At 39.1% G+C, this 17569-nt stretch carries 18 protein-coding genes; 7 read left to right on the top strand and 11 right to left on the bottom strand.

The window, feature by feature from the left end; translation table 11 throughout:
• Nucleotides 1-8: 8 nt before the first annotated feature.
• Both coxB and cyoE read right to left on the bottom strand, forming a co-directional pair.
• A complete protein-coding gene (coxB, locus tag ABE65_RS07950) occupies nt 9-1028 on the bottom strand; it encodes a cytochrome c oxidase subunit II (protein ID WP_066393351.1) in 1020 nt (339 codons plus the stop codon).
• A gap of 246 nt (nt 1029-1274) precedes the next feature.
• A complete protein-coding gene (gene cyoE / locus ABE65_RS07945) occupies nt 1275-2168 on the bottom strand; it encodes a heme o synthase (protein WP_066399927.1) in 894 nt (297 codons plus the stop codon).
• 392 nt (nt 2169-2560) lie between these two features.
• Here cyoE and ABE65_RS07940 point away from each other — a divergent pair, with 392 nt between their 5' ends.
• Entirely contained in the window at nt 2561-3448 is an 888-nt protein-coding gene (locus ABE65_RS07940) for a COX15/CtaA family protein (protein ID WP_231887870.1), read from the top strand.
• A gap of 334 nt (nt 3449-3782) precedes the next feature.
• On the opposite strand, the gene pyc is transcribed toward ABE65_RS07940, so the two are convergent.
• The 3 genes from pyc to ABE65_RS07925 all read right to left on the bottom strand — a co-directional run bounded on the left by pyc (nt 3783) and on the right by ABE65_RS07925 (nt 8964).
• Nucleotides 3783-7226: a pyruvate carboxylase gene (gene pyc, locus ABE65_RS07935; protein WP_066393349.1), complete on the bottom strand. Its 3444-nt coding sequence runs from the start codon at nt 7224-7226 to the stop codon at nt 3783-3785.
• 22 nt (nt 7227-7248) lie between these two features.
• Nucleotides 7249-8406, bottom strand: coding sequence for a putative lipid II flippase FtsW (ftsW, locus tag ABE65_RS07930; protein ID WP_066393347.1), 1158 nt, complete (start codon nt 8404-8406; stop codon nt 7249-7251).
• 288 nt (nt 8407-8694) lie between these two features.
• Nucleotides 8695-8964 (bottom strand): Fpa/YlaN family protein, encoded by a 270-nt coding sequence (locus ABE65_RS07925; protein WP_370630111.1) that lies wholly within the window; start codon nt 8962-8964, stop codon nt 8695-8697.
• Nucleotides 8965-9107: 143 nt separating this feature from the next.
• Between ABE65_RS07925 and ABE65_RS07920 the strand changes: the two genes are divergently transcribed.
• Complete coding sequence (locus ABE65_RS07920) at nt 9108-9611, top strand: hypothetical protein (protein WP_066393342.1); 504 nt, start codon at nt 9108-9110, stop codon at nt 9609-9611.
• A gap of 60 nt (nt 9612-9671) precedes the next feature.
• On the opposite strand, the gene ABE65_RS07915 is transcribed toward ABE65_RS07920, so the two are convergent.
• The gene (locus ABE65_RS07915) at nt 9672-11006 is read right to left on the bottom strand and encodes a PhoH family protein (RefSeq protein ID WP_066393339.1); all 1335 of its coding nucleotides are present in this window, start codon (nt 11004-11006) and stop codon (nt 9672-9674) included.
• Between the two features lie 142 nt (nt 11007-11148).
• On the opposite strand from ABE65_RS07915, the gene ABE65_RS07910 reads away from it, so the two are divergent.
• The 3 genes from ABE65_RS07910 to ABE65_RS07905 all read left to right on the top strand — a co-directional run bounded on the left by ABE65_RS07910 (nt 11149) and on the right by ABE65_RS07905 (nt 12741).
• Nucleotides 11149-11778, top strand: coding sequence for a YhcN/YlaJ family sporulation lipoprotein (locus ABE65_RS07910; RefSeq protein WP_066393337.1), 630 nt, complete (start codon nt 11149-11151; stop codon nt 11776-11778).
• Nucleotides 11779-12104: 326 nt separating this feature from the next.
• On the top strand, nt 12105-12305 hold the full coding sequence (locus ABE65_RS21495) for a YlaI family protein (protein ID WP_082861351.1): 201 nt from the start codon (nt 12105-12107) through the stop codon (nt 12303-12305).
• Between the two features lie 91 nt (nt 12306-12396).
• Nucleotides 12397-12741 (top strand): hypothetical protein, encoded by a 345-nt coding sequence (locus ABE65_RS07905; protein ID WP_156499144.1) that lies wholly within the window; start codon nt 12397-12399, stop codon nt 12739-12741.
• On the opposite strand, the gene ABE65_RS07900 is transcribed toward ABE65_RS07905, so the two are convergent.
• The 3 genes from ABE65_RS07900 to typA all read right to left on the bottom strand — a co-directional run bounded on the left by ABE65_RS07900 (nt 12742) and on the right by typA (nt 15233).
• The gene (locus ABE65_RS07900; RefSeq protein ID WP_066393329.1) at nt 12742-13020 is read right to left on the bottom strand and encodes a hypothetical protein; all 279 of its coding nucleotides are present in this window, start codon (nt 13018-13020) and stop codon (nt 12742-12744) included.
• A 14-nt stretch (nt 13021-13034) separates the two neighbouring features.
• Entirely contained in the window at nt 13035-13313 is a 279-nt protein-coding gene (locus ABE65_RS07895; RefSeq protein ID WP_228116289.1) for a YlaH-like family protein, read from the bottom strand.
• 84 nt (nt 13314-13397) lie between these two features.
• Nucleotides 13398-15233 carry a translational GTPase TypA gene (gene typA / locus ABE65_RS07890; protein WP_066393328.1) on the bottom strand — a complete coding sequence of 612 codons (1836 nt, stop codon included), beginning with the start codon at nt 15231-15233 and terminating at the stop codon, nt 13398-13400.
• Between the two features lie 152 nt (nt 15234-15385).
• Here typA and ABE65_RS22040 point away from each other — a divergent pair, with 152 nt between their 5' ends.
• Nucleotides 15386-15556 carry a DUF5325 family protein gene (locus ABE65_RS22040; RefSeq protein WP_194270833.1) on the top strand — a complete coding sequence of 57 codons (171 nt, stop codon included), beginning with the start codon at nt 15386-15388 and terminating at the stop codon, nt 15554-15556.
• A gap of 25 nt (nt 15557-15581) precedes the next feature.
• Here ABE65_RS22040 and ABE65_RS07885 read toward each other — a convergent pair whose 3' ends face one another.
• Nucleotides 15582-16376, bottom strand: a complete 795-nt coding sequence (locus ABE65_RS07885; protein WP_066393327.1) for an inositol monophosphatase family protein — start codon at nt 16374-16376, stop codon at nt 15582-15584.
• A gap of 110 nt (nt 16377-16486) precedes the next feature.
• The gene (locus ABE65_RS07880; protein ID WP_066393326.1) at nt 16487-16675 is read right to left on the bottom strand and encodes a hypothetical protein; all 189 of its coding nucleotides are present in this window, start codon (nt 16673-16675) and stop codon (nt 16487-16489) included.
• 166 nt (nt 16676-16841) lie between these two features.
• Between ABE65_RS07880 and ABE65_RS07875 the strand changes: the two genes are divergently transcribed.
• On the top strand, nt 16842-17471 hold the full coding sequence (locus tag ABE65_RS07875) for a YktB family protein (RefSeq protein ID WP_066393323.1): 630 nt from the start codon (nt 16842-16844) through the stop codon (nt 17469-17471).
• Nucleotides 17472-17569: the final 98 nt, after the last annotated feature.

The raw sequence follows: 17569 nt of genomic DNA, 5'->3' as shown, positions 1-17569 counted from the left end.
GCTTAAGACTATTTCAATTTAAGACCTAACAAGTAATCTGAAACAGCATCAATTTCCTCATCAGAAAGATTAACTTTAGGCATGTTATTACCTGGCTTCACTTCTTGAGGATCCTTGATCCACTTTTTCAGATTTTCTTTATCATGTTCTAAGATACCTGCTACACGGTCTTTATCCCCAAAACCAGTTAAGCTAGGTCCTGTGTTCCCGCCGTTTTGTCCAACAGCATGACAAGATAAACAGTTCTTTTCAAAGACTTGTTGTCCATCAGCATTAGCAGAAGATTTTTCGTCAGCCGCTTTATAGCCCGCAACCCAGTTCTTGTAGTCTTCTTTAGAAACAACTCTTACTTTAAAATCCATTAGTGCATGGGATGCACCACAAAGCTCAGCACATTTCCCTTTGTACACTACGTCTGTCTTACTTCCCGTATCAAACCACATGTAGTTCTTGTTTTTATCACCAGGGTTCGTATCCGTCTTACCAGCTAGTGAAGGAATCCAGAAAGAGTGAATGACATCAGCAGATGATAATTCAACGTGTACTTTTGTATCTGCTGGAAGAACCAATTCCTGAGAAGTGATTAATTCTTCTTTCGGATACTCAAACTCCCACCAATATTGGTGTCCAGTAACCTTAATGCTTAGCTCGTTCTTAGAAGCTGGTTTTGCATCTGCAGAGAATTCAAACGTTCTCATTACAGTTGGTACAGCTAAGATGATAAGCAAAAGAATCGGAATAACTGTCCATAATAGTTCAAGCATGTGGTTACCTTCCACTTGCTTAGGTGTAGATTCGTCACCTTTTCTCTTTCTAAACTTCAATAATACGAATGCATAAAGAACGAAAACTACCACCAGGACCAGGATCATAATACTAATAGAGATCAGCATCAGCTGGAACTGTTTGTCAGCAACTTCACCTTGCGGAATTAAAGTTGATAGAGTCGGATCTCCGCACCCCATCAAAAGAAGAGCCAACATGGCAAATAAGGAAAGAAAACGCCCTTTTTGTAGCCATTTTTTCATCACTACATATACCCCACTTTCTCGTTGTAGTCTGTTTTGACTGAATGTTCTATCTATTCAATTCAAATAAATAGGTTATTTGAATGGAAATAGCAAAATAAATCTTACGCTGTAAAACTAAATGTTTCTCGATCACTCTATTGAGTGATTACAAAGAATTAGGCTTCATCTATATTTTTTATGAAAGCCCTTTTATGTAAAGGCGATTATAGGAACAGCACGATCGCGCTGTTCCAGCATAAAAATCTATATGTTCACTAAGATCATAGCAACAAACATAATGGTCATATAATTCAACGAATATACAAACATCATACGAGCCCACTTCATGTCATCCTTAGTCTTTAAACCTGATAATGCTAGAATCAACCAACCTGTTCCTAGCACAGCAGCCAAGATCAAGTAGACGATGCCAAATTCAAAAAGGTAAAGGGACACAGGAAGTAATGCGGCAACGTACCAGATCATCTGACGCTTCGTTAATGCGAAACCGGATACAACAGGAAGCATCGGAATTCCTGCTTTTCGATAGTCTTCGCATCGTTTCATCGCAAGCGCCAAAAAGTGTGGCGGTTGCCATAAAAACATGATCAAGAATAAGATCCAAGCAACCCAATGAAGGTTTGCATCTACAGCTGCCCAACCGATTAATGGCGGTACTGCTCCAGATATGCCTCCGACTACCGTGTTAATAGAATGAGTTCGTTTAAGCCACATCGTGTAAACAACGACATATACGAAAAGTCCGATCAATCCCATAACGGCTGCCGTTAATGTTGTCATGGCAAGCATAACTGTTCCGATTGCGGAAAGAATAATACCTACCCAAAGAACTTGATTCGCACTAATCCTTCCTGTAACTGTCGGCCGCTCAATCGTACGTTCCATCAGTTGGTCTATATCTCTATCAATATAGTTATTTAAGCAGCAGCCACCTGCGATAACTAATGCTGCACCTAAAATACAAAGAACTAAGTCACCAATCTTGTCGGAAAATAAAAGATTGTTATATTTTAATGCTAGAAAAAATCCAGCAAATGTCGTAATCAAATTACTCATAACGATCCCGAGCTTCGCGATGGTCAAGAAATCTTTCCAGGTGCCTGTAGGATTCGCTTCAGATAGAGGTCCAGGTTCCATGACTTTGTTAGCGACTTCATATGCAGTTGGAGTTTTGCTCAACAGATACACCTCCTTTTAGAGTAAAATGTTCCAATTCTTGCTTTTGCTGTTATTTAAGCCCTCATTCATTCTATATGGGCTTGACTCTAAAATCAACGGTAAAAAAATGTCTTCATCTGTTCACAATATGTAAAGTAGAACGTTTTACCTATATGATAGGATAGTGATATATAAAGAATATATAAAGAAAATGTCCTCTAACATTATAAAACAAATCAAGTCCTTTGTATACTTCGACTAATATAGACACTATCTTATATTATTTGTACGATGGAAGTGTTTGGAATACTTGTTGAAATTATTACAAATTTGTGAACGGTTATAGGACAAAAAAAAAGCAGGTGAATGAATTGAAAAGATTTTATCAGATTTATTCTATTATTACTTCACTAGGAATGTTGCTCGTATTGCTGATGGGAGCGGTTGTAACAAAAACAGGCTCAGGAGACGGATGCGGTAATTCATGGCCCCTCTGTTATGGAGAGATCTTGCCTACAGCACCTAAACTCGAAACGATTATTGAGGTTAGTCATCGGTTTGTGTCAGCATGGCTCGGCCTTCTCGTTATCATACTCGCGATTTGGGCTTGGAGAAGAGACCCACATAGAAAAGAAATAAAGATTTTAGCTGGATCAGCTGTATTCTTTATTATCCTTCAAGGTCTTTTAGGAGCTGCTGCTGTTATTTGGAGTCAATCTTCAGCCGTTCTTGCTTCCCATTTCGGTTTTTCACTCGTTTCGTTCGCAAGTGTTCTCTTGATCGCGATTCTCTCTTTTGAAGATCCTGATCGTCCATTTATAGCGAATATATCACCAGGATTCAAAAAAAATATCTATTGGTTATTTGCATATCTATATGCGGTTGTATACACGGGTGCACTCGTAAGACATACTGGCTCAAGCATGGGATGTGGTCCAGAGTTCCCGTTATGTAACGGAACCCTATTTGCAACGATAGGATCTCAAGCTAGCATTCATTTGCTGCACCGTATCGCAGCTATCGTACTTTTTATTTGGATCGTATATTCTTGGTATCACGCAAGAAAGTACTATAGCGATCAAAAAGTAGTTACAAAAGGATTTCAGTTCGCTCTCCTATTCGTCATCCTCCAAGGTGTATCAGGAGCATTGATCGTTTATTCAAACTTAAACTTATTCGTAGCCCTTGGGCATGGATTGATCATCTCCTTCTTGTTTGGAACACTGAGCTACTTAGCTTTAATCGTATATCGAAAGTAAATCAAAAAACCCAAGGTGCACGGTTTGCACCTTGGGTTTTTTATTTTGCTGTTATCGTATGTTGCTTTTGGAAGTATTGATTTCCGTTCCAGGCTGCTCGCTTTCCACGGGGCAGACGCTGAGCCACATTCGTACGTTTCACTCTTAAGTGTCTCAGCTGCCCGCCTTAAGAAGTTACGTGCTGCTCCTGCGTCTACAAGTGATGCTTCGTAGTAAGCTTCCTCGTCGCATGCCTTGCAAGAAGTATCTCATGTAGTAGGCACGCACCTTCCACTACAATCAATTGTCAAAGGTGCAAAGGAGGTCAGAGCACAATCTTTTAGAAAAGACCGTTTTACTTGATCAACTCTATTAAAAGATCGCCAGCAGCGATTCCCTCTCCGTTTTGAACAGAGATCTCTTTAACGGTTCCATCAAATGGAGCTTGAACCGTCGTTTCCATCTTCATGGCCTCAGTTATCATGAGGTGGTCACCTTTTTTAACCTTCTCTCCTTTTTCAACTAGAACCTTGATCACAGTTCCTGGCATACTTGCACCAATCTGAGAAGGATTTGAAGGATCTACTTTTTGCTTTGCAGATACCGTTACTTTAGCACTTTCGTCGATAACTACGATTTCACGTGATTGACCGTTAAGTTCAAAATAAAGAACTCTTGATCCATCATTCTGTGCTTCACCGATTGAAACGAGTTTCACGATTAAAGTTTTACCTTGTTCGATCTCTACTTCAATCTCTTCTCCAAGCTTCATCCCATAAAAGAACGTTGGCGTATCAAGAACAGAGATATCACCAAATTGGGAATACATCTTCTCGCGATCCAAAAATACCTTTGGATACAAGGCATACGCCAACACATCAAAACTGGTAACTTGGCGATTTATCTTGTGGAATAACGTTTCCTTCATGTCATTAAAATCAGCCGCCTCTAAAAGCTCTCCTGGCCTCACTGACAGAGGTTCTCTTCCTTTTAAGATGATGCGTTGCAGTTCTTTAGGAAAACCTTCATATGGCTGTCCTAGGTACCCTTGAAAGAATTCTACAACAGAGTCAGGGAAATCCAAAGAATCTCCTCGATCGTATACATCATCTTCCGTTAAGTTGTTCTGAACCATATACAGAGCCATATCACCTACAACTTTAGATGATGGAGTAACTTTAACAACATCGCCAAACATATCATTTACTCTACGATACATCTGTTTTACTTCATCCCAACGTTCACCAAGGCCGACTGCCTTTGCTTGTTGTTGAAGATTACTAAACTGCCCGCCTGGCATCTCATGCTCATATACTTCCGGATCTGGTGCAGCCGTATTGCTTTCAAACCCAGAATAATATTTTCTGATATCTTCCCAATAAGAAGATAGGTCTTTAACATGGTCAATGTTCATTTCAGGTTGTCTTTCGTTTCCTGCTAGTGCGTAGTAAAGGGAATTTGCACTCGGCTGTGATGTCTGACCCGCCATAGAACTTACAGCAACGTCTACGATATCCACACCTGCTTCAGCCGCTTTAGCATACGTATAGATTCCGTTTCCGCTCGTGTCATGCGTATGAAGATGGATCGGTATATTAATGGATTCTTTGAGCGCTGATACTAGATCGTAAGCAGCTTGTGGTTTTAAAAGACCAGCCATATCTTTAATTGCTAGAATATGTGCCCCTTCAGCTTCAAGCTCTTTTGCTAGATTCACATAATAATTCAGATCATATTTTGTTCGGTTCGGATCTAAAATATCTCCTGTATAGCAAATAGCAGCCTCAGCGATTTTTCCTGTCTCACGAACCGCTCTAATTGCTACTTTCATACCTTCTACCCAGTTTAAACTATCAAAGATACGGAACACATCAATACCTGCCATAGCTGACTTTTTAACGAACTCTTCGACCACATTATCTGGATAGTTTTTGTACCCTACCGCATTAGAAGCTCTTAGTAGCATTTGGAACAACACATTCGGTGCTTTTTCTCTCAGCTTAATTAAGCGGTCCCATGGATCTTCATTTAGGAAACGATAAGAAACATCAAACGTTGCTCCTCCCCACATCTCGAGTGAAAACATTTCTGGCCACAATCTTGAAGTCGGCTCAGCAATATGAAGAAGGTCATTCGTACGTACACGAGTCGCCAACAATGATTGGTGACCATCGCGGAAAGTAGTATCCGTAAGAAGGAGTTTCTTTTGATCCTTTATCCAGCGAGACACCGCTTCTGGCCCCTCAGCATCTAACAATTGTTTCGTTCCATAAGGGATCGGCTCAGAATGTTTAATCTTTGGAATCCTCGGTTTAGCAAAGTTAGGTTTATCCTGCTTAGCTAGTCCTGGGAAACCATTGATAGTTGTCGCACCAATATACGAAAGCATCTTCGTTCCTCTATCTTTACGCTTTGGAAAAACAAAGAGCTCACTGCTTGTATCAATGAAAGAAGTATCATAATCACCTGACAAGAACTTTTGGTGTGTGACTACGTTCTCAAGAAAAGCAATGTTGGTTTTTATACCACGTATACGAAACTCTTTTAAGTTTCTTAACATTTTAGAAGCTGCTTGCTCATACGATAAAGCCCATGTAGACACCTTAACGAGTAAAGAATCATAAAAAGGTGTGATAATAGCACCTTGGAATCCATTTCCAGCATCCAAACGAACGCCAAAGCCTCCACCAGAACGATAAGCCATGATTTTACCTGTATCAGGCATGAACTGATTAGAAGGATCTTCTGTAGTTACACGTGATTGGATTGCATAACCATGACAATAAATATCTTCTTGCTTTGGGATACCAATCTCTTTTTCATGTAACTGGTATCCTTCTGCGATTAATATTTGCGATTGGACGATATCGATACCAGTGACCATCTCCGTGATCGTGTGCTCTACCTGAACCCTTGGATTCACTTCAATGAAATAAAATTTTCCGTCTGGTGTAACTAGGTACTCAACTGTACCTGCATTGATATACCCAACATGCTCCATCAAAGAAACAGCAGATTCACAGATATCATGACGAAGTTCCTCAGATAGCGAAACACTTGGTGCAACTTCAACTACCTTTTGATGCCTTCTTTGTACAGAACAGTCGCGCTCATATAAATGCACTAAATTGCCTTCATGATCTCCTAGAATCTGAACTTCGATATGTTTAGGGTTCTCAACAAATTTCTCAACATATACTTCATCTTTACCAAACGCGGCTTTTGCTTCTGATTTGGCACGGTCATAACTTTCCGCAAGGGAGTTTTCACTTCTTACGATGCGCATTCCGCGTCCACCGCCACCCATAGAAGCCTTGATGATGATAGGAAAACCATTGCTCAGAGCAAAGTCTCTCACTTCTGAAAGACTGTTAACAGGTCCATCACTACCCGGAATAACTGGGATGTTGGCATCGATGGCTGTTTGTCTCGCTTTAACTTTATCTCCGAAAACATCAAGGTGTTTTTGGTTAGGACCAATGAAAATGATTCCTTCTTCATCACAACGTTCTGCAAATTCTTTGTTTTCTGATAAAAAGCCGTATCCTGGATGAATCGCGTCAACACCATTTGTCTTAGCGATCTCAATAATGCCTTCGATATCAAGATAAGCATCGATCGGTTTCTTACCCTCTCCTACAAGATAGGCTTCATCGGCTTTATAACGATGATAAGATCCCGTATCTTCTTTTGAATAAATAGCTACTGTTCGTATATCTAGTTCGGTACAGGCTCTGAAAATCCGTATTGCAATTTCTCCTCGGTTTGCTACTAAGACTTTGCTGATTTTTCTACTCATACAAGTTCCTCTCCTTTTACCGTTACATGATAGCTTTTATCTTTCTGTTTACTTCGGGCTTTCGATCAGGTACTTTCTTGTTCAGATTTACTTTTGCAGAAATATTTATGAGAATCCCCATCGATGTTAGAAACAATAGAAGGGATGAGCCCCCGTACGAAATAAATGGCAACGGAACACCAGTAATAGGTAATAACCCTACTGCTGCACCTAGGTTGACCACTGTTTGAATCCCAATCATTCCAGCAATACCAAAAGCTAATAAACTTGCATATGTATCATTACTCTGCATGCCAATCCAGAATCCTTTTAGAACGATATATCCTAATAAAGCAATTATTAAAAATACTCCAATAAAACCAAGTTCTTCTGCAATAATGGCGATGATAAAATCTGTGTGTGGTTCAGGAAGAAAGCCGTATTTCTGAATACTCTCGCCTAAGCCTGATCCTGTTATTCCACCTGCAGCGATTGAGATATACCCATTAACAAGCTGATATCCATCACCAGCAGGATCTTTAAAAGGTGCAAATGCTGCATCAAAACGGGAAAGCTGTTCTGGTGTTAAACGAAGAAATATTCCTAAGCCTACGATTCCCGCTAATGCTGCCATTGAAAAAATATGTTTGAACTTAATCCCAGAACAAAACAAAATCACTCCAGCAACACCTGAAACGATAATGCCTGTCCCTAAGTCTGGCTGCCTTAAGATTAAAAGGAACATGATCGCGAAGATCGTTAACGGAGGAATAACCCCTTTTTTGAAATCTTGCATCTTTCCTTGTTTCTTAGAGTAGATAGCTGCTAAGTAGATCGCTAGTGTTAGCTTGATGAATTCAGCAGGCTGAATACCGATCGGACCTATGTATAACCAGCTTTTTGCATTGTTCACTTCTCGTCCGAACAATAATACAAATATTAAAATAAGAATAGAAAAGACGACGATAGGCATCATAAGCTTTTTATAGATTTGAATGTTAAACCTCATGGTAAAATACATGAGTCCTAAACCAACTAATAGAAAGATTAGTTGTCTTGTAAAGAAAAAGCTGCTGCTATAATCGTATTTATTAATCGTTACCCCTATACTCGCGCTGTAGATCATGACTAATCCAGCACTGCACAATAATAGTACGGCTACTATCAAAGAATAGTCATAGGGTCTTACTGCTTTTTTCACGTTGTTCACCTTTCTCCTCTCTTACGAAGTATCGAAACTGCATCTTTATAATTATTAGATATTGTAACACATAAACCTTTTTTATTTATGATACAACACTACAGTTCCCGCTTCTTATAGTATTTCGAAGGATGTATCGGCTTTTTGATGAACATCCTCTCGTAAATAAAGAGGACCTTAAAGCAAGCTGGGATTTACAGAAGAGTTCAATGACAAACAAGAACATGCAAGCAATTGTATGTATATAAAAAAATCCAGTCCAAATTTTATTCTCGGACTGGGTGTCGATCATTTTTTCATTGAGGCATCGTGCAAAGCAGTTAACTGCTTTTCAAGTGATTCTAATAACTTCTTACCTGTCTCTTCTTCGACCAGGTTTAAACGGACTGCAAAATCTATTTCACGGGATAAACCAAACATTTGCGTATCCAATACTTCCTCATAGAGGGGACATTGTGGCATTGTTAAGTTTTCCATTTGAACTTCAATTAGTTTCAGGATTTTATCTGCATCTGCTTTTAATAGTTCAAATGCCCTTTCCCGATGTCCAGTTGCCATCTCAGCTGACAATGATCATCCCTCCGTTCGACACGATTTCTACCTTTAAATATAAAGGTTTGCATAAAAAAAATCAACATATTACAGTATTCTTATAATCGTGCTATGCTTTTCATAGGGTTTTCAAATTCAAGGAGGTTTATATGGAATTCATCGTTGCATTAAACGGAAAAGTAAACTATCCCCTTACATTAGATCCAGGTGTATGGATTTTTGATGATAGAAAAGAGGATTTACACACATTGTTCGATTTAGATAAATCGAAGGAAAACGAGCAAGAAAAGTACTTAAAAGAAGTGTCTGCACACTGGGATCGTGAACTACAAGAAGGTGCTGTCCCTCCATCAGAACAAAAGAAACAAAGCTCTAAGACCACATTAAAAGAAACACTGTTAACAAGTTCGTTCGCTATTTCTCTTTCTTATTTTATCTATAATGCACAACCGCACCCTGACGCAGAAAAAGTGAGGATTGAGTCAGGGGACGGTAGCGTTGAGATCACACTTGAAGAAGCTCAAAACGGCTACTTTGCTTTTTCGAATAATGGAAAACCGCTCAAAGACGACGGTCCTGTTCATTTCTATTTCGGCGATGGTCGTAACAAAGAAAATCCGATCAAACACATTTCTGCCGTAACGATTCTCTAATTCAAAATTAGACAGCTCATATATGGGCTGTCTTTTTTTACTTATTCTTCATCACACTATTTATAATAGATCCGCAGCAATCTGGGCCAGAGATGAACGTTCACCTTTTTCTAAACGAACATGCCCACTCAACGCTTGATCTTTAAACTTCTCTACCACATACGTTAATCCGTTCGTAAACTCATCAAGATAAGGATGATCGATCTGTTGGGGATCTCCTAAGAGAACGATCTTACTACCTTCTCCTACACGGGTCAATATAGTCTTCACTTCATGTTTCGTTAAATTTTGTGCTTCATCAATGATAATGAACTGATCTGGCAGACTTCTTCCTCTGATATACGTCAAGGCTTCAACATGAATAGAACCGATGCCAGCTAGGATCTTTTCAAGTTCCCCGGATTTTTTTGTATTAAATAAATATTCTAAGTTGTCATAGACTGGTTGCATCCACGGTTTTAATTTTTCTTCCTTTTCCCCTGGTAAATATCCGATATCTTTTCCCACCGGAACGATTGGCCGAGCGATAAAGAGCTTTATATAATCTTTTAAGTCTTCTGTTTGAAGCAGTGCTGCAGCGAGGGTAATCAGTGTTTTTCCTGTTCCTGCTTTACCGATTAAAGTCACGAGTGGCAAGTCTTTGCGTAGAAGTAATTCAAACGCCATCTTTTGCTGAACATTTCTTGCCCGAATTCCCCATATCTGTTCTGAATCATAACGAAGCGGCTTGAGCGTCTTACCGTGTTCATCTACTTTTCCAAGAGCAGAGACAGATGACCTGAACACATCTTTTAGAATTACAAATTGATGTGGATGGAACGAATGGCCTGTCAACTCGATCAGTTGAAGTTCATTTTTTTCGTAAAATTTATTCAGCAGATCACCTTGTACATATATTTCTTTGTATCCGGTGTAGGTTTGATCATTCTTATCTATTACTCGATCGCTCAGAAAATCTTCTGCTTCTATACCAAGCGCATCAGCTTTTACTCGAACAAGCACATCTTTTGATACCAGAATTACTTTGATGCCACTTTTCTTTTCTTCTTCTTCTTGTTGAAGATTCAAGGTTACAGCTAATATTCGGTTATCATTTGTCTGTTCAACAAAAGTTTCTTGAAGCCTTTTGAAGCTTTTATGATTGAGTTCAACTCGAAGCGTTCCACCATTTTCAAGAGGAACCCCTTTATGCAGTTGTCCTTTTTGTCTGACTCTATCGATCAGACGAGAAACCTCGCGTGCGTTTCTTCCAATTTCGTCCATGTAACGTTTTTTTGAATCTACTTCTTCTAACACGACTGCAGGAATAATTACTTCACTATCTCCAAAAGATTGTATGGAGTAAGGATCCTGCAACAGTACGTTCGTATCTAGGACGTATCGTTTATTCAACATTCAGCCTCCTGACTTAATGTGTACTTAAAATCATTAAATGAAAAGTGTTTAGGGACTGCCTATTAAAAATGTATGTACAAAGGAATAAAGTTAGAAGAATGTACAAAAAATAACGAAAAAGGAACTGGAAGGATGAATTTCATTGAAAATTTTTCGTATCGTAGCCGTTCTTAGTGCTATATTCGTACTGTTTGGCTGCATGAACAATAATAAGGATAACGCTCAGAATGACCAAAATGCTCCTAGGCTTACAAAAGTAAATCAAACGGCAAACAGCAAAAAACCTCACCAGCCAAAAGGTTCACAAGAGATATCAAGGCACCTAGTAGGATTAGCTACTGGTATTCCAGGTGTAGAAGATGCAACAGCTGTTGTATTAGGTCCATATGCTGTCGTGGGAATAGATGTAGATCGCAAGCTAGATAATTCAAAAGTAGGATCTATCAAATATTCGGTTGCCGAATCCTTAAAGAATGACCCTAACGGAAAGAATGCTCTCGTTACAGCTGACCCTGATACAGTAGAAAGACTACGTCAGATGGGTAAACAAATCCGCCAAGGTCATCCGATCGGCGGAATCATGAAAGAGCTAGCAGGGATCGTTGGAAGATTAATGCCACAAGTGCCTCACAGCATTCAGACCAAAAAGCCTTCCCCAACGGAAACGAACGATAGCCAATTATCAAAAAGAGAACAACAAGAGCTTAAAAATCAGCAGCAAAAACAAGAAAAATCAGATAAGAATCAGCCTCAACGATTAAATGAAACGTGATTTTTCAGAATGGAAAAGACTCATGATGCCTGAGCTCATGAGTCTTTTTATACGTCGAAAATCGGATAAAAATTTTCTACTCGTAATTAATTTGAATTACCGCGTAATTATGGCATCTTTCTTCGAATAAAATACAATTTACCTCGTATCAAACGATGTGTGTTCGCTACCAAAAGACAATCCGTTCATTTTGTTTCCCTGGAAATTACGCACACTGCATTTTCTTAAAAACTTTCTCTTATATTACTTTCTACTCGCAGCCCAAGCATCGTTCATTTAATTTTCCAATTTCTTTATGGTATACTGGTTGAAAGAGGTGAAATACAATGCGTGTAAAATGCGTATTATGCGATAATATTGAAGTTATTGAAAATGAATGCTCCCTTGCAAAAAAATTAAGAAACCGTCCTATACACACGTTCATGTGCGAATCTTGCAGAGAACGCATAACGCGAAAAACCGCGGAGCGTGAAGCTACCGGGAATTTCACATTATATCGAAGTCCGGATACAAACAATGATTGGTAATAACAAAAGGATTATTTCATGGATTTTATATGGTACCATCGCCGGCGTTCTGCTGGCTTGTTTTTTTTACATTCCAGAAGTACTATTTGAAATGAAACTTTACACATTTTTATTAAATATTGATTTTCTGCCTCTTCCCGATTCCATTATCTATAATGAACCCTTTCAGTTCAGTCTTCATATTATCATCGCGATTATTCTTATCGCAGTTGTAGATGTACTTTGCAAAATCTATAATCACCCTTATCAGATCTCTTTAGTCATCAATGGAGTCATGTCGTTCACCTTTTTCCCCCTTTACCACCTAGCTGTGGAAAAACCTTTTTCAGACTCAATAACGTTACCATTCTTACTTTGGTTACTCGGCCATATACTCTTCGCGATCATCATTGCATATTTCGTAGCTCAACTTAATAAAAAAAGGAGTACTGATTAATCAGCACTCCTCGTTAAATCTTGGTTCACTTTGAATTCCTTCGTATAAAGCATCAATACTGTCTATAAAAAACTTTTCCGAGCTTTCTATGCCGTTCACTTCATACTTTACTTCATAGTAAGGACCTGAAGTCGTAACAGCAATGATGTTCACATGATGATCTTCTGTAAGAATCTCAGTAAAAAATTCAAAAGTCTCCTTTGCTGCTAGGTCGTTGGGTCTTTCATCATGTACTTTCCTAATGCTCAACCAATTGGATAGAGCGTCAACAAGTTGCATAACAGAACCCCCTATCAGCCTTTTTCTTTCTTGCTCTGATGAAGCCGGACTTTATAGATGATCAAGATGAGTGCAGCTACCATCAAACCTTCAGCAACCGGCAGTCCGATGCCGAAAAATGCTAGTGGCAAACATCCGATGATCAAAAATAAATAAATCACTACCGCTTTTAACGGCGGTAGTTTTTTTGCAAATCCTAACTTAAAAACTATGATGCTTAACACTGTTATGATGAGATATAACAGCAGAAAAGCTCTGACAGGGTCGTTCTCAATCCCTAGCAACAATGCCATGGAGGATGAATCTTCCCCTGTCGCTTTCATGATTTCTTGTTCCTCCACGATTCCCACTCCCGATCGTTTTGTTAAGAAATACGTTTAGCCTTGAGCAAGTTTCTTTTTCTTTTCTACTCTTTCACGCTCGTTCTTATCAAGCACTTTTTTACGAAGACGAATGCTTTCAGGTGTTACTTCGCAATACTCGTCATCGTTCAAGTATTCTAATGCTTCTTCTAGTGACATGATACGAGGCTTCTTCATGCTTACTGTTTGGTCTTTGTTTGCAGAACGCATGTTAGTCATCTGCTTTACTTTAACGATGTTAACTGTAATATCGTTCTCACGAGTGTGTTCCCCAACGATCATACCCATGTATACTTCAGTTCCTGGCTCAATGAAGATCGTACCACGGTCTTCAACACCCATGATTCCGTATTGAGAAGCTTTACCGTTTTCCATTGAAACGAGTACACCTTGGCGACGTCCACCAACGTTACCAGCAACCATCGGCTGATAGCTGTCGAACGTGTGATTTAAGATTCCGTATCCACGTGTTTGTGTTAAGAATTCAGTTGTGTAACCGATCAAACCACGAGCAGGTACCATGAATTCAAGACGTACTTGCCCGGAACCATTGTTCACCATGTTCTTCATTTCACCTTTACGGTCTCCTAATGATTCCATGATTGCACCTGTATACTCTTCAGGAATGTCAATTTGAACATGTTCAACTGGCTCACATTTTACGCCATCGATTTCACGAACGATTACTTCAGGTTTTGATACTTGAAGTTCGAATCCTTCACGGCGAAGATTTTCAATCAAGATTGAAAGATGAAGCTCACCACGACCAGATACTGTCCAAACATCTGGAGAATCTGTGTTTTCAACACGAAGACTTACGTCTGTTTCAAGCTCAGACATCAAACGCTCTTCAATTTTACGGCTTGTTACATATTTTCCTTCACGACCAGCGAAAGGTGAGTTGTTAACTAAGAAAGTCATCTTCAACGTTGGTTCATCGATACGAAGAACAGGAAGCGCTTCTTCTTGACCTTCAGGACATACTGTTTCTCCAACGTTGATCTCTTCCATTCCAGAAACGGCGATTAAGTCTCCCGCTTTTGCTTCGTTGATCTCGATACGCTTTAATCCTAAGAAACCAAAAAGTTTTGTAACACGGAACTTTTTCACGGATCCATCAAGCTTCATTAGTGAAACGGCTTGACCTACTTTGATCGTTCCACGGAATACACGACCAATACCAATACGGCCAAGATAGTCGTTGTAATCAAGCATTGTAACTTGGAACTGTAGTGGATCAGCACTGTTATCAACTGGAGCTGGAATAGTATCGATGATTGTATCAAGTAAAGCTGTCATATCTTCATCTTGCTTGCTTGGATCCATTGAAGCAGTCCCTTTAAGTGCAGATGCATAAACAACTGGGAATTCTAATTGATCTTCTTCAGCACCTAGTTCAATGAATAGATCGATTACTTCATCTACTACTTCTTCAGGGCGTGCAAAATCACGGTCAATTTTGTTTACAACTACGATTGGTGTTAACTTTTGCTCTAGCGCTTTTTTCAAAACGAAGCGCGTTTGAGGCATACAACCTTCATATGCATCGACAACAAGTAGAACACCATCAACCATTTTCATGATACGTTCCACTTCACCACCGAAATCGGCATGTCCTGGAGTGTCCATGATATTGATGCGTTTCTCGTTATAATTAATTGCTGTATTTTTAGCTAGAATTGTAATTCCACGTTCGCGTTCTAGAGCATTGGAATCCATAGCACGTTCATTAACTTGTTCGTTGTCACGGAAAGTTCCTGACTGATGTAATAATTTGTCCACCAATGTCGTTTTACCATGGTCAACGTGGGCGATAATTGCTATATTGCGTAAATCATCTCTTCTATTCAAATGTATTCTCTCCTTATATCCTATCTCTTTTTCTTATCATTTTTTGTTCAACTCGACTATTATATCACAAATTTACAGAAAGGCTTTTTCTTTTTATGTAAATTCGGTACACTTAATACAGTATAGACAAGTTTTTGGCTTTGGAGGTCATCATGAATATCATTTTCTTTTTTATAGCTCTATTAACGGCATTCTCCATATGCGGCATAGGTATTGCAATTGGTGAAAAGAGCTGGTTGATCTTTCTAATATCGATCGTTTCTGTATTTGTACTTATGGGATATGGTTTTACTCTTAAAAAGAAGCAAAGAGAACGTTCATAATCGAACGTTCTCTTTTTTCTATGTTTTATATTAAGTGGTCTAACATTTCTTTATGCAAGCCAGGCTTTGCAGCCAGAATGCTATTTTGTTCGAGAAGTTGAACAGGTTCACCGTCCGTTCGGCTTACGATAGCACCGACCTCATTCAAAAGGATCAAACCCGCAGCAAAATCCCACGGTGAAAGTCGGAGAGTCATATAGGCATCTAGTCTACCCGATGCAACATAAGCGAGTTCGATCGCAGCAGATCCATATGATCGACTCCCTCTAGATTTTCTGATGATCTGCTGTACATGCTCATGATTGATGCGTCTGTTCGGACTAACCCAAGTAGCATTAACTCCAACAACAGATTCTGATAATGTTACTTCCTCTAATCTCGGTAATTTCTTTCCATTTAAATAAGCACCTTCACCTTCTTTAGCAAAATAAAGGTTACTTCCCTCCACATCGTAAATCAGTCCTAATTTCCCAATACCATCTTCATAAATTCCAACTGAGATCGCAAAGTTAGCTTGTTGATGAATAAAGTTTGTCGTGCCATCGATCGGATCGATAATCCATATTACACCTTTGGAGTTCCCTTTAATCTCATCTCCATAGCCTTCTTCTCCAAGCACTTTATGATCTGGAAAAGTCTGCTGGATCTTCGTTATAAAGAATTTTTCAATACTCTTATCCATATCGGTGACAAGATCAGCGATATGGGATTTATATGTAATCGTTAACGTGTTCTGAAAAGAATCTTTTAAGAGCTGTGCGGCTTCAAGTGTCCATGTCTTCAAATGTTTCTCAATACTCATCAATTCTTCGTTCGTCATGTTTTCACTCCTTACCTTTCTTATAGTATAAGTCAATTTCATTCTCTTCACAAAAAAACGAACCATCCGTTCATGATGGATTCGTTTTTGTTATCCGCTATCAGCTTGGATCATGCTTCTAATCTCACGAGCTCCAGCCTTAATCGTTCGAGCTTACGCTTTGATTCGTTGATCTGTTTCTGATCTTTCGCTTTTAAAGCATCAAACAAAGTAGCTAGTTCATAATCAATCTCAAGTTTTAATACTGGAATTCTTCTTTCTGCATCCGTTCTTTTCAATGTGTTCATTACTTGTTTCATTTTACCGGCACATCCTTTCTTTTCTCGTTATCTTCTTTTCTTCATTTTATGAAGCAGCCATGTATATGGAAACGGCACTTTGCGGAATCTAATGCAAACATTTTTTTATAAAGCTTTTCATATGTTAAAATTCTTTGTAGCACTTGACGACCAGGAGGATTTTTAAATGACATTTAACGGATTCAACGATTCAGACTTTAAGGTTTTCCGAACGCAAGGTCTTGATGAACGCATGGAGCAAATCATCAACCAGATTCGCCCAAAACTCGAGGCCTTAGGGAATAAATATGCAGAAGAACTAAGTGCACTTACTGGAGAAGAGATGTTCTTTCATGTTGCAAAACATGCAAGAAGAACGGTAAATCCTCCAAAAGATACTTGGGTAGCTTTTGCACCTAACAAAAGAGGCTATAAGATGTTGCCACATTTTCAAATAGGACTTTGGGAAACGCATGTATTTCTGTGGTTCGCACTCATCTACGAAGCACCCATTAAGGATGCTTACGGACAGATCATCCTTAAGAACTTAAACAAGATCAAGAAGAATATACCTAATGATTTTGTATGGTCAGATGATCATATGAAGCCTGATAGCTTTCCACATCATGAAGTAAAAAAGGATCGTCTAGAAGAAATGGCAACCCGTCTTAGCACAGTAAAAAAAGCAGAATTACTTTGCGGCGTTCGTATTGATAGAGATGAGGCAGCAGCCATGAGTGAGAATGATTGGTACGAACGAATCGATGAAACGTTCAAAACATTGTTACCTCTATATGAACTAAGAAAGAAACTGTAAATAAAAATAGTGGCAGGAAGCAGAAGTTTCGCTGCTTCTTACCACTAGTATATTGCCGTACAACAGAAATGTATGGGTATGTATCCTCATTGTTAGAA

This window comes from Fictibacillus phosphorivorans (genome assembly GCF_001629705.1).
Lineage (GTDB): Bacteria > Bacillota > Bacilli > Bacillales > Fictibacillaceae > Fictibacillus > Fictibacillus phosphorivorans_A.
Note: the sequence above shows the minus strand (reverse complement) of the source record. Positions and strands in the feature narration are given on the sequence as shown.

Excerpts from the sequence above, each read along its gene's own strand:
- ABE65_RS22040 (WP_194270833.1), top strand. The coding sequence starts at position 15,386 with ATGAATATCATTTTCTTTTTTATAGCTCTATTAACGGCATTCTCCATA.
- cyoE (WP_066399927.1), bottom strand. The coding sequence starts at position 2,168 with ATGGAACCTGGACCTCTATCTGAAGCGAATCCTACAGGCACCTGGAAA.
- ABE65_RS07915 (WP_066393339.1), bottom strand. The coding sequence starts at position 11,006 with ATGTTGAATAAACGATACGTCCTAGATACGAACGTACTGTTGCAGGAT.
- ABE65_RS07880 (WP_066393326.1), bottom strand. The coding sequence starts at position 16,675 with ATGAAACAAGTAATGAACACATTGAAAAGAACGGATGCAGAAAGAAGA.
- ABE65_RS21495 (WP_082861351.1), top strand. The coding sequence starts at position 12,105 with ATGCGTGTAAAATGCGTATTATGCGATAATATTGAAGTTATTGAAAAT.
- ABE65_RS07920 (WP_066393342.1), top strand. The coding sequence starts at position 9,108 with ATGGAATTCATCGTTGCATTAAACGGAAAAGTAAACTATCCCCTTACA.
- ABE65_RS07925 (WP_370630111.1), bottom strand. The coding sequence starts at position 8,964 with ATGGCAACTGGACATCGGGAAAGGGCATTTGAACTATTAAAAGCAGAT.
- coxB (WP_066393351.1), bottom strand. The coding sequence starts at position 1,028 with ATGAAAAAATGGCTACAAAAAGGGCGTTTTCTTTCCTTATTTGCCATG.
- pyc (WP_066393349.1), bottom strand. The coding sequence starts at position 7,226 with ATGAGTAGAAAAATCAGCAAAGTCTTAGTAGCAAACCGAGGAGAAATT.
- ABE65_RS07905 (WP_156499144.1), top strand. The coding sequence starts at position 12,397 with ATGAAACTTTACACATTTTTATTAAATATTGATTTTCTGCCTCTTCCC.
- ABE65_RS07900 (WP_066393329.1), bottom strand. The coding sequence starts at position 13,020 with ATGCAACTTGTTGACGCTCTATCCAATTGGTTGAGCATTAGGAAAGTA.
- ABE65_RS07875 (WP_066393323.1), top strand. The coding sequence starts at position 16,842 with ATGACATTTAACGGATTCAACGATTCAGACTTTAAGGTTTTCCGAACG.
- ABE65_RS07885 (WP_066393327.1), bottom strand. The coding sequence starts at position 16,376 with ATGACGAACGAAGAATTGATGAGTATTGAGAAACATTTGAAGACATGG.
- ABE65_RS07895 (WP_228116289.1), bottom strand. The coding sequence starts at position 13,313 with ATGGCATTGTTGCTAGGGATTGAGAACGACCCTGTCAGAGCTTTTCTG.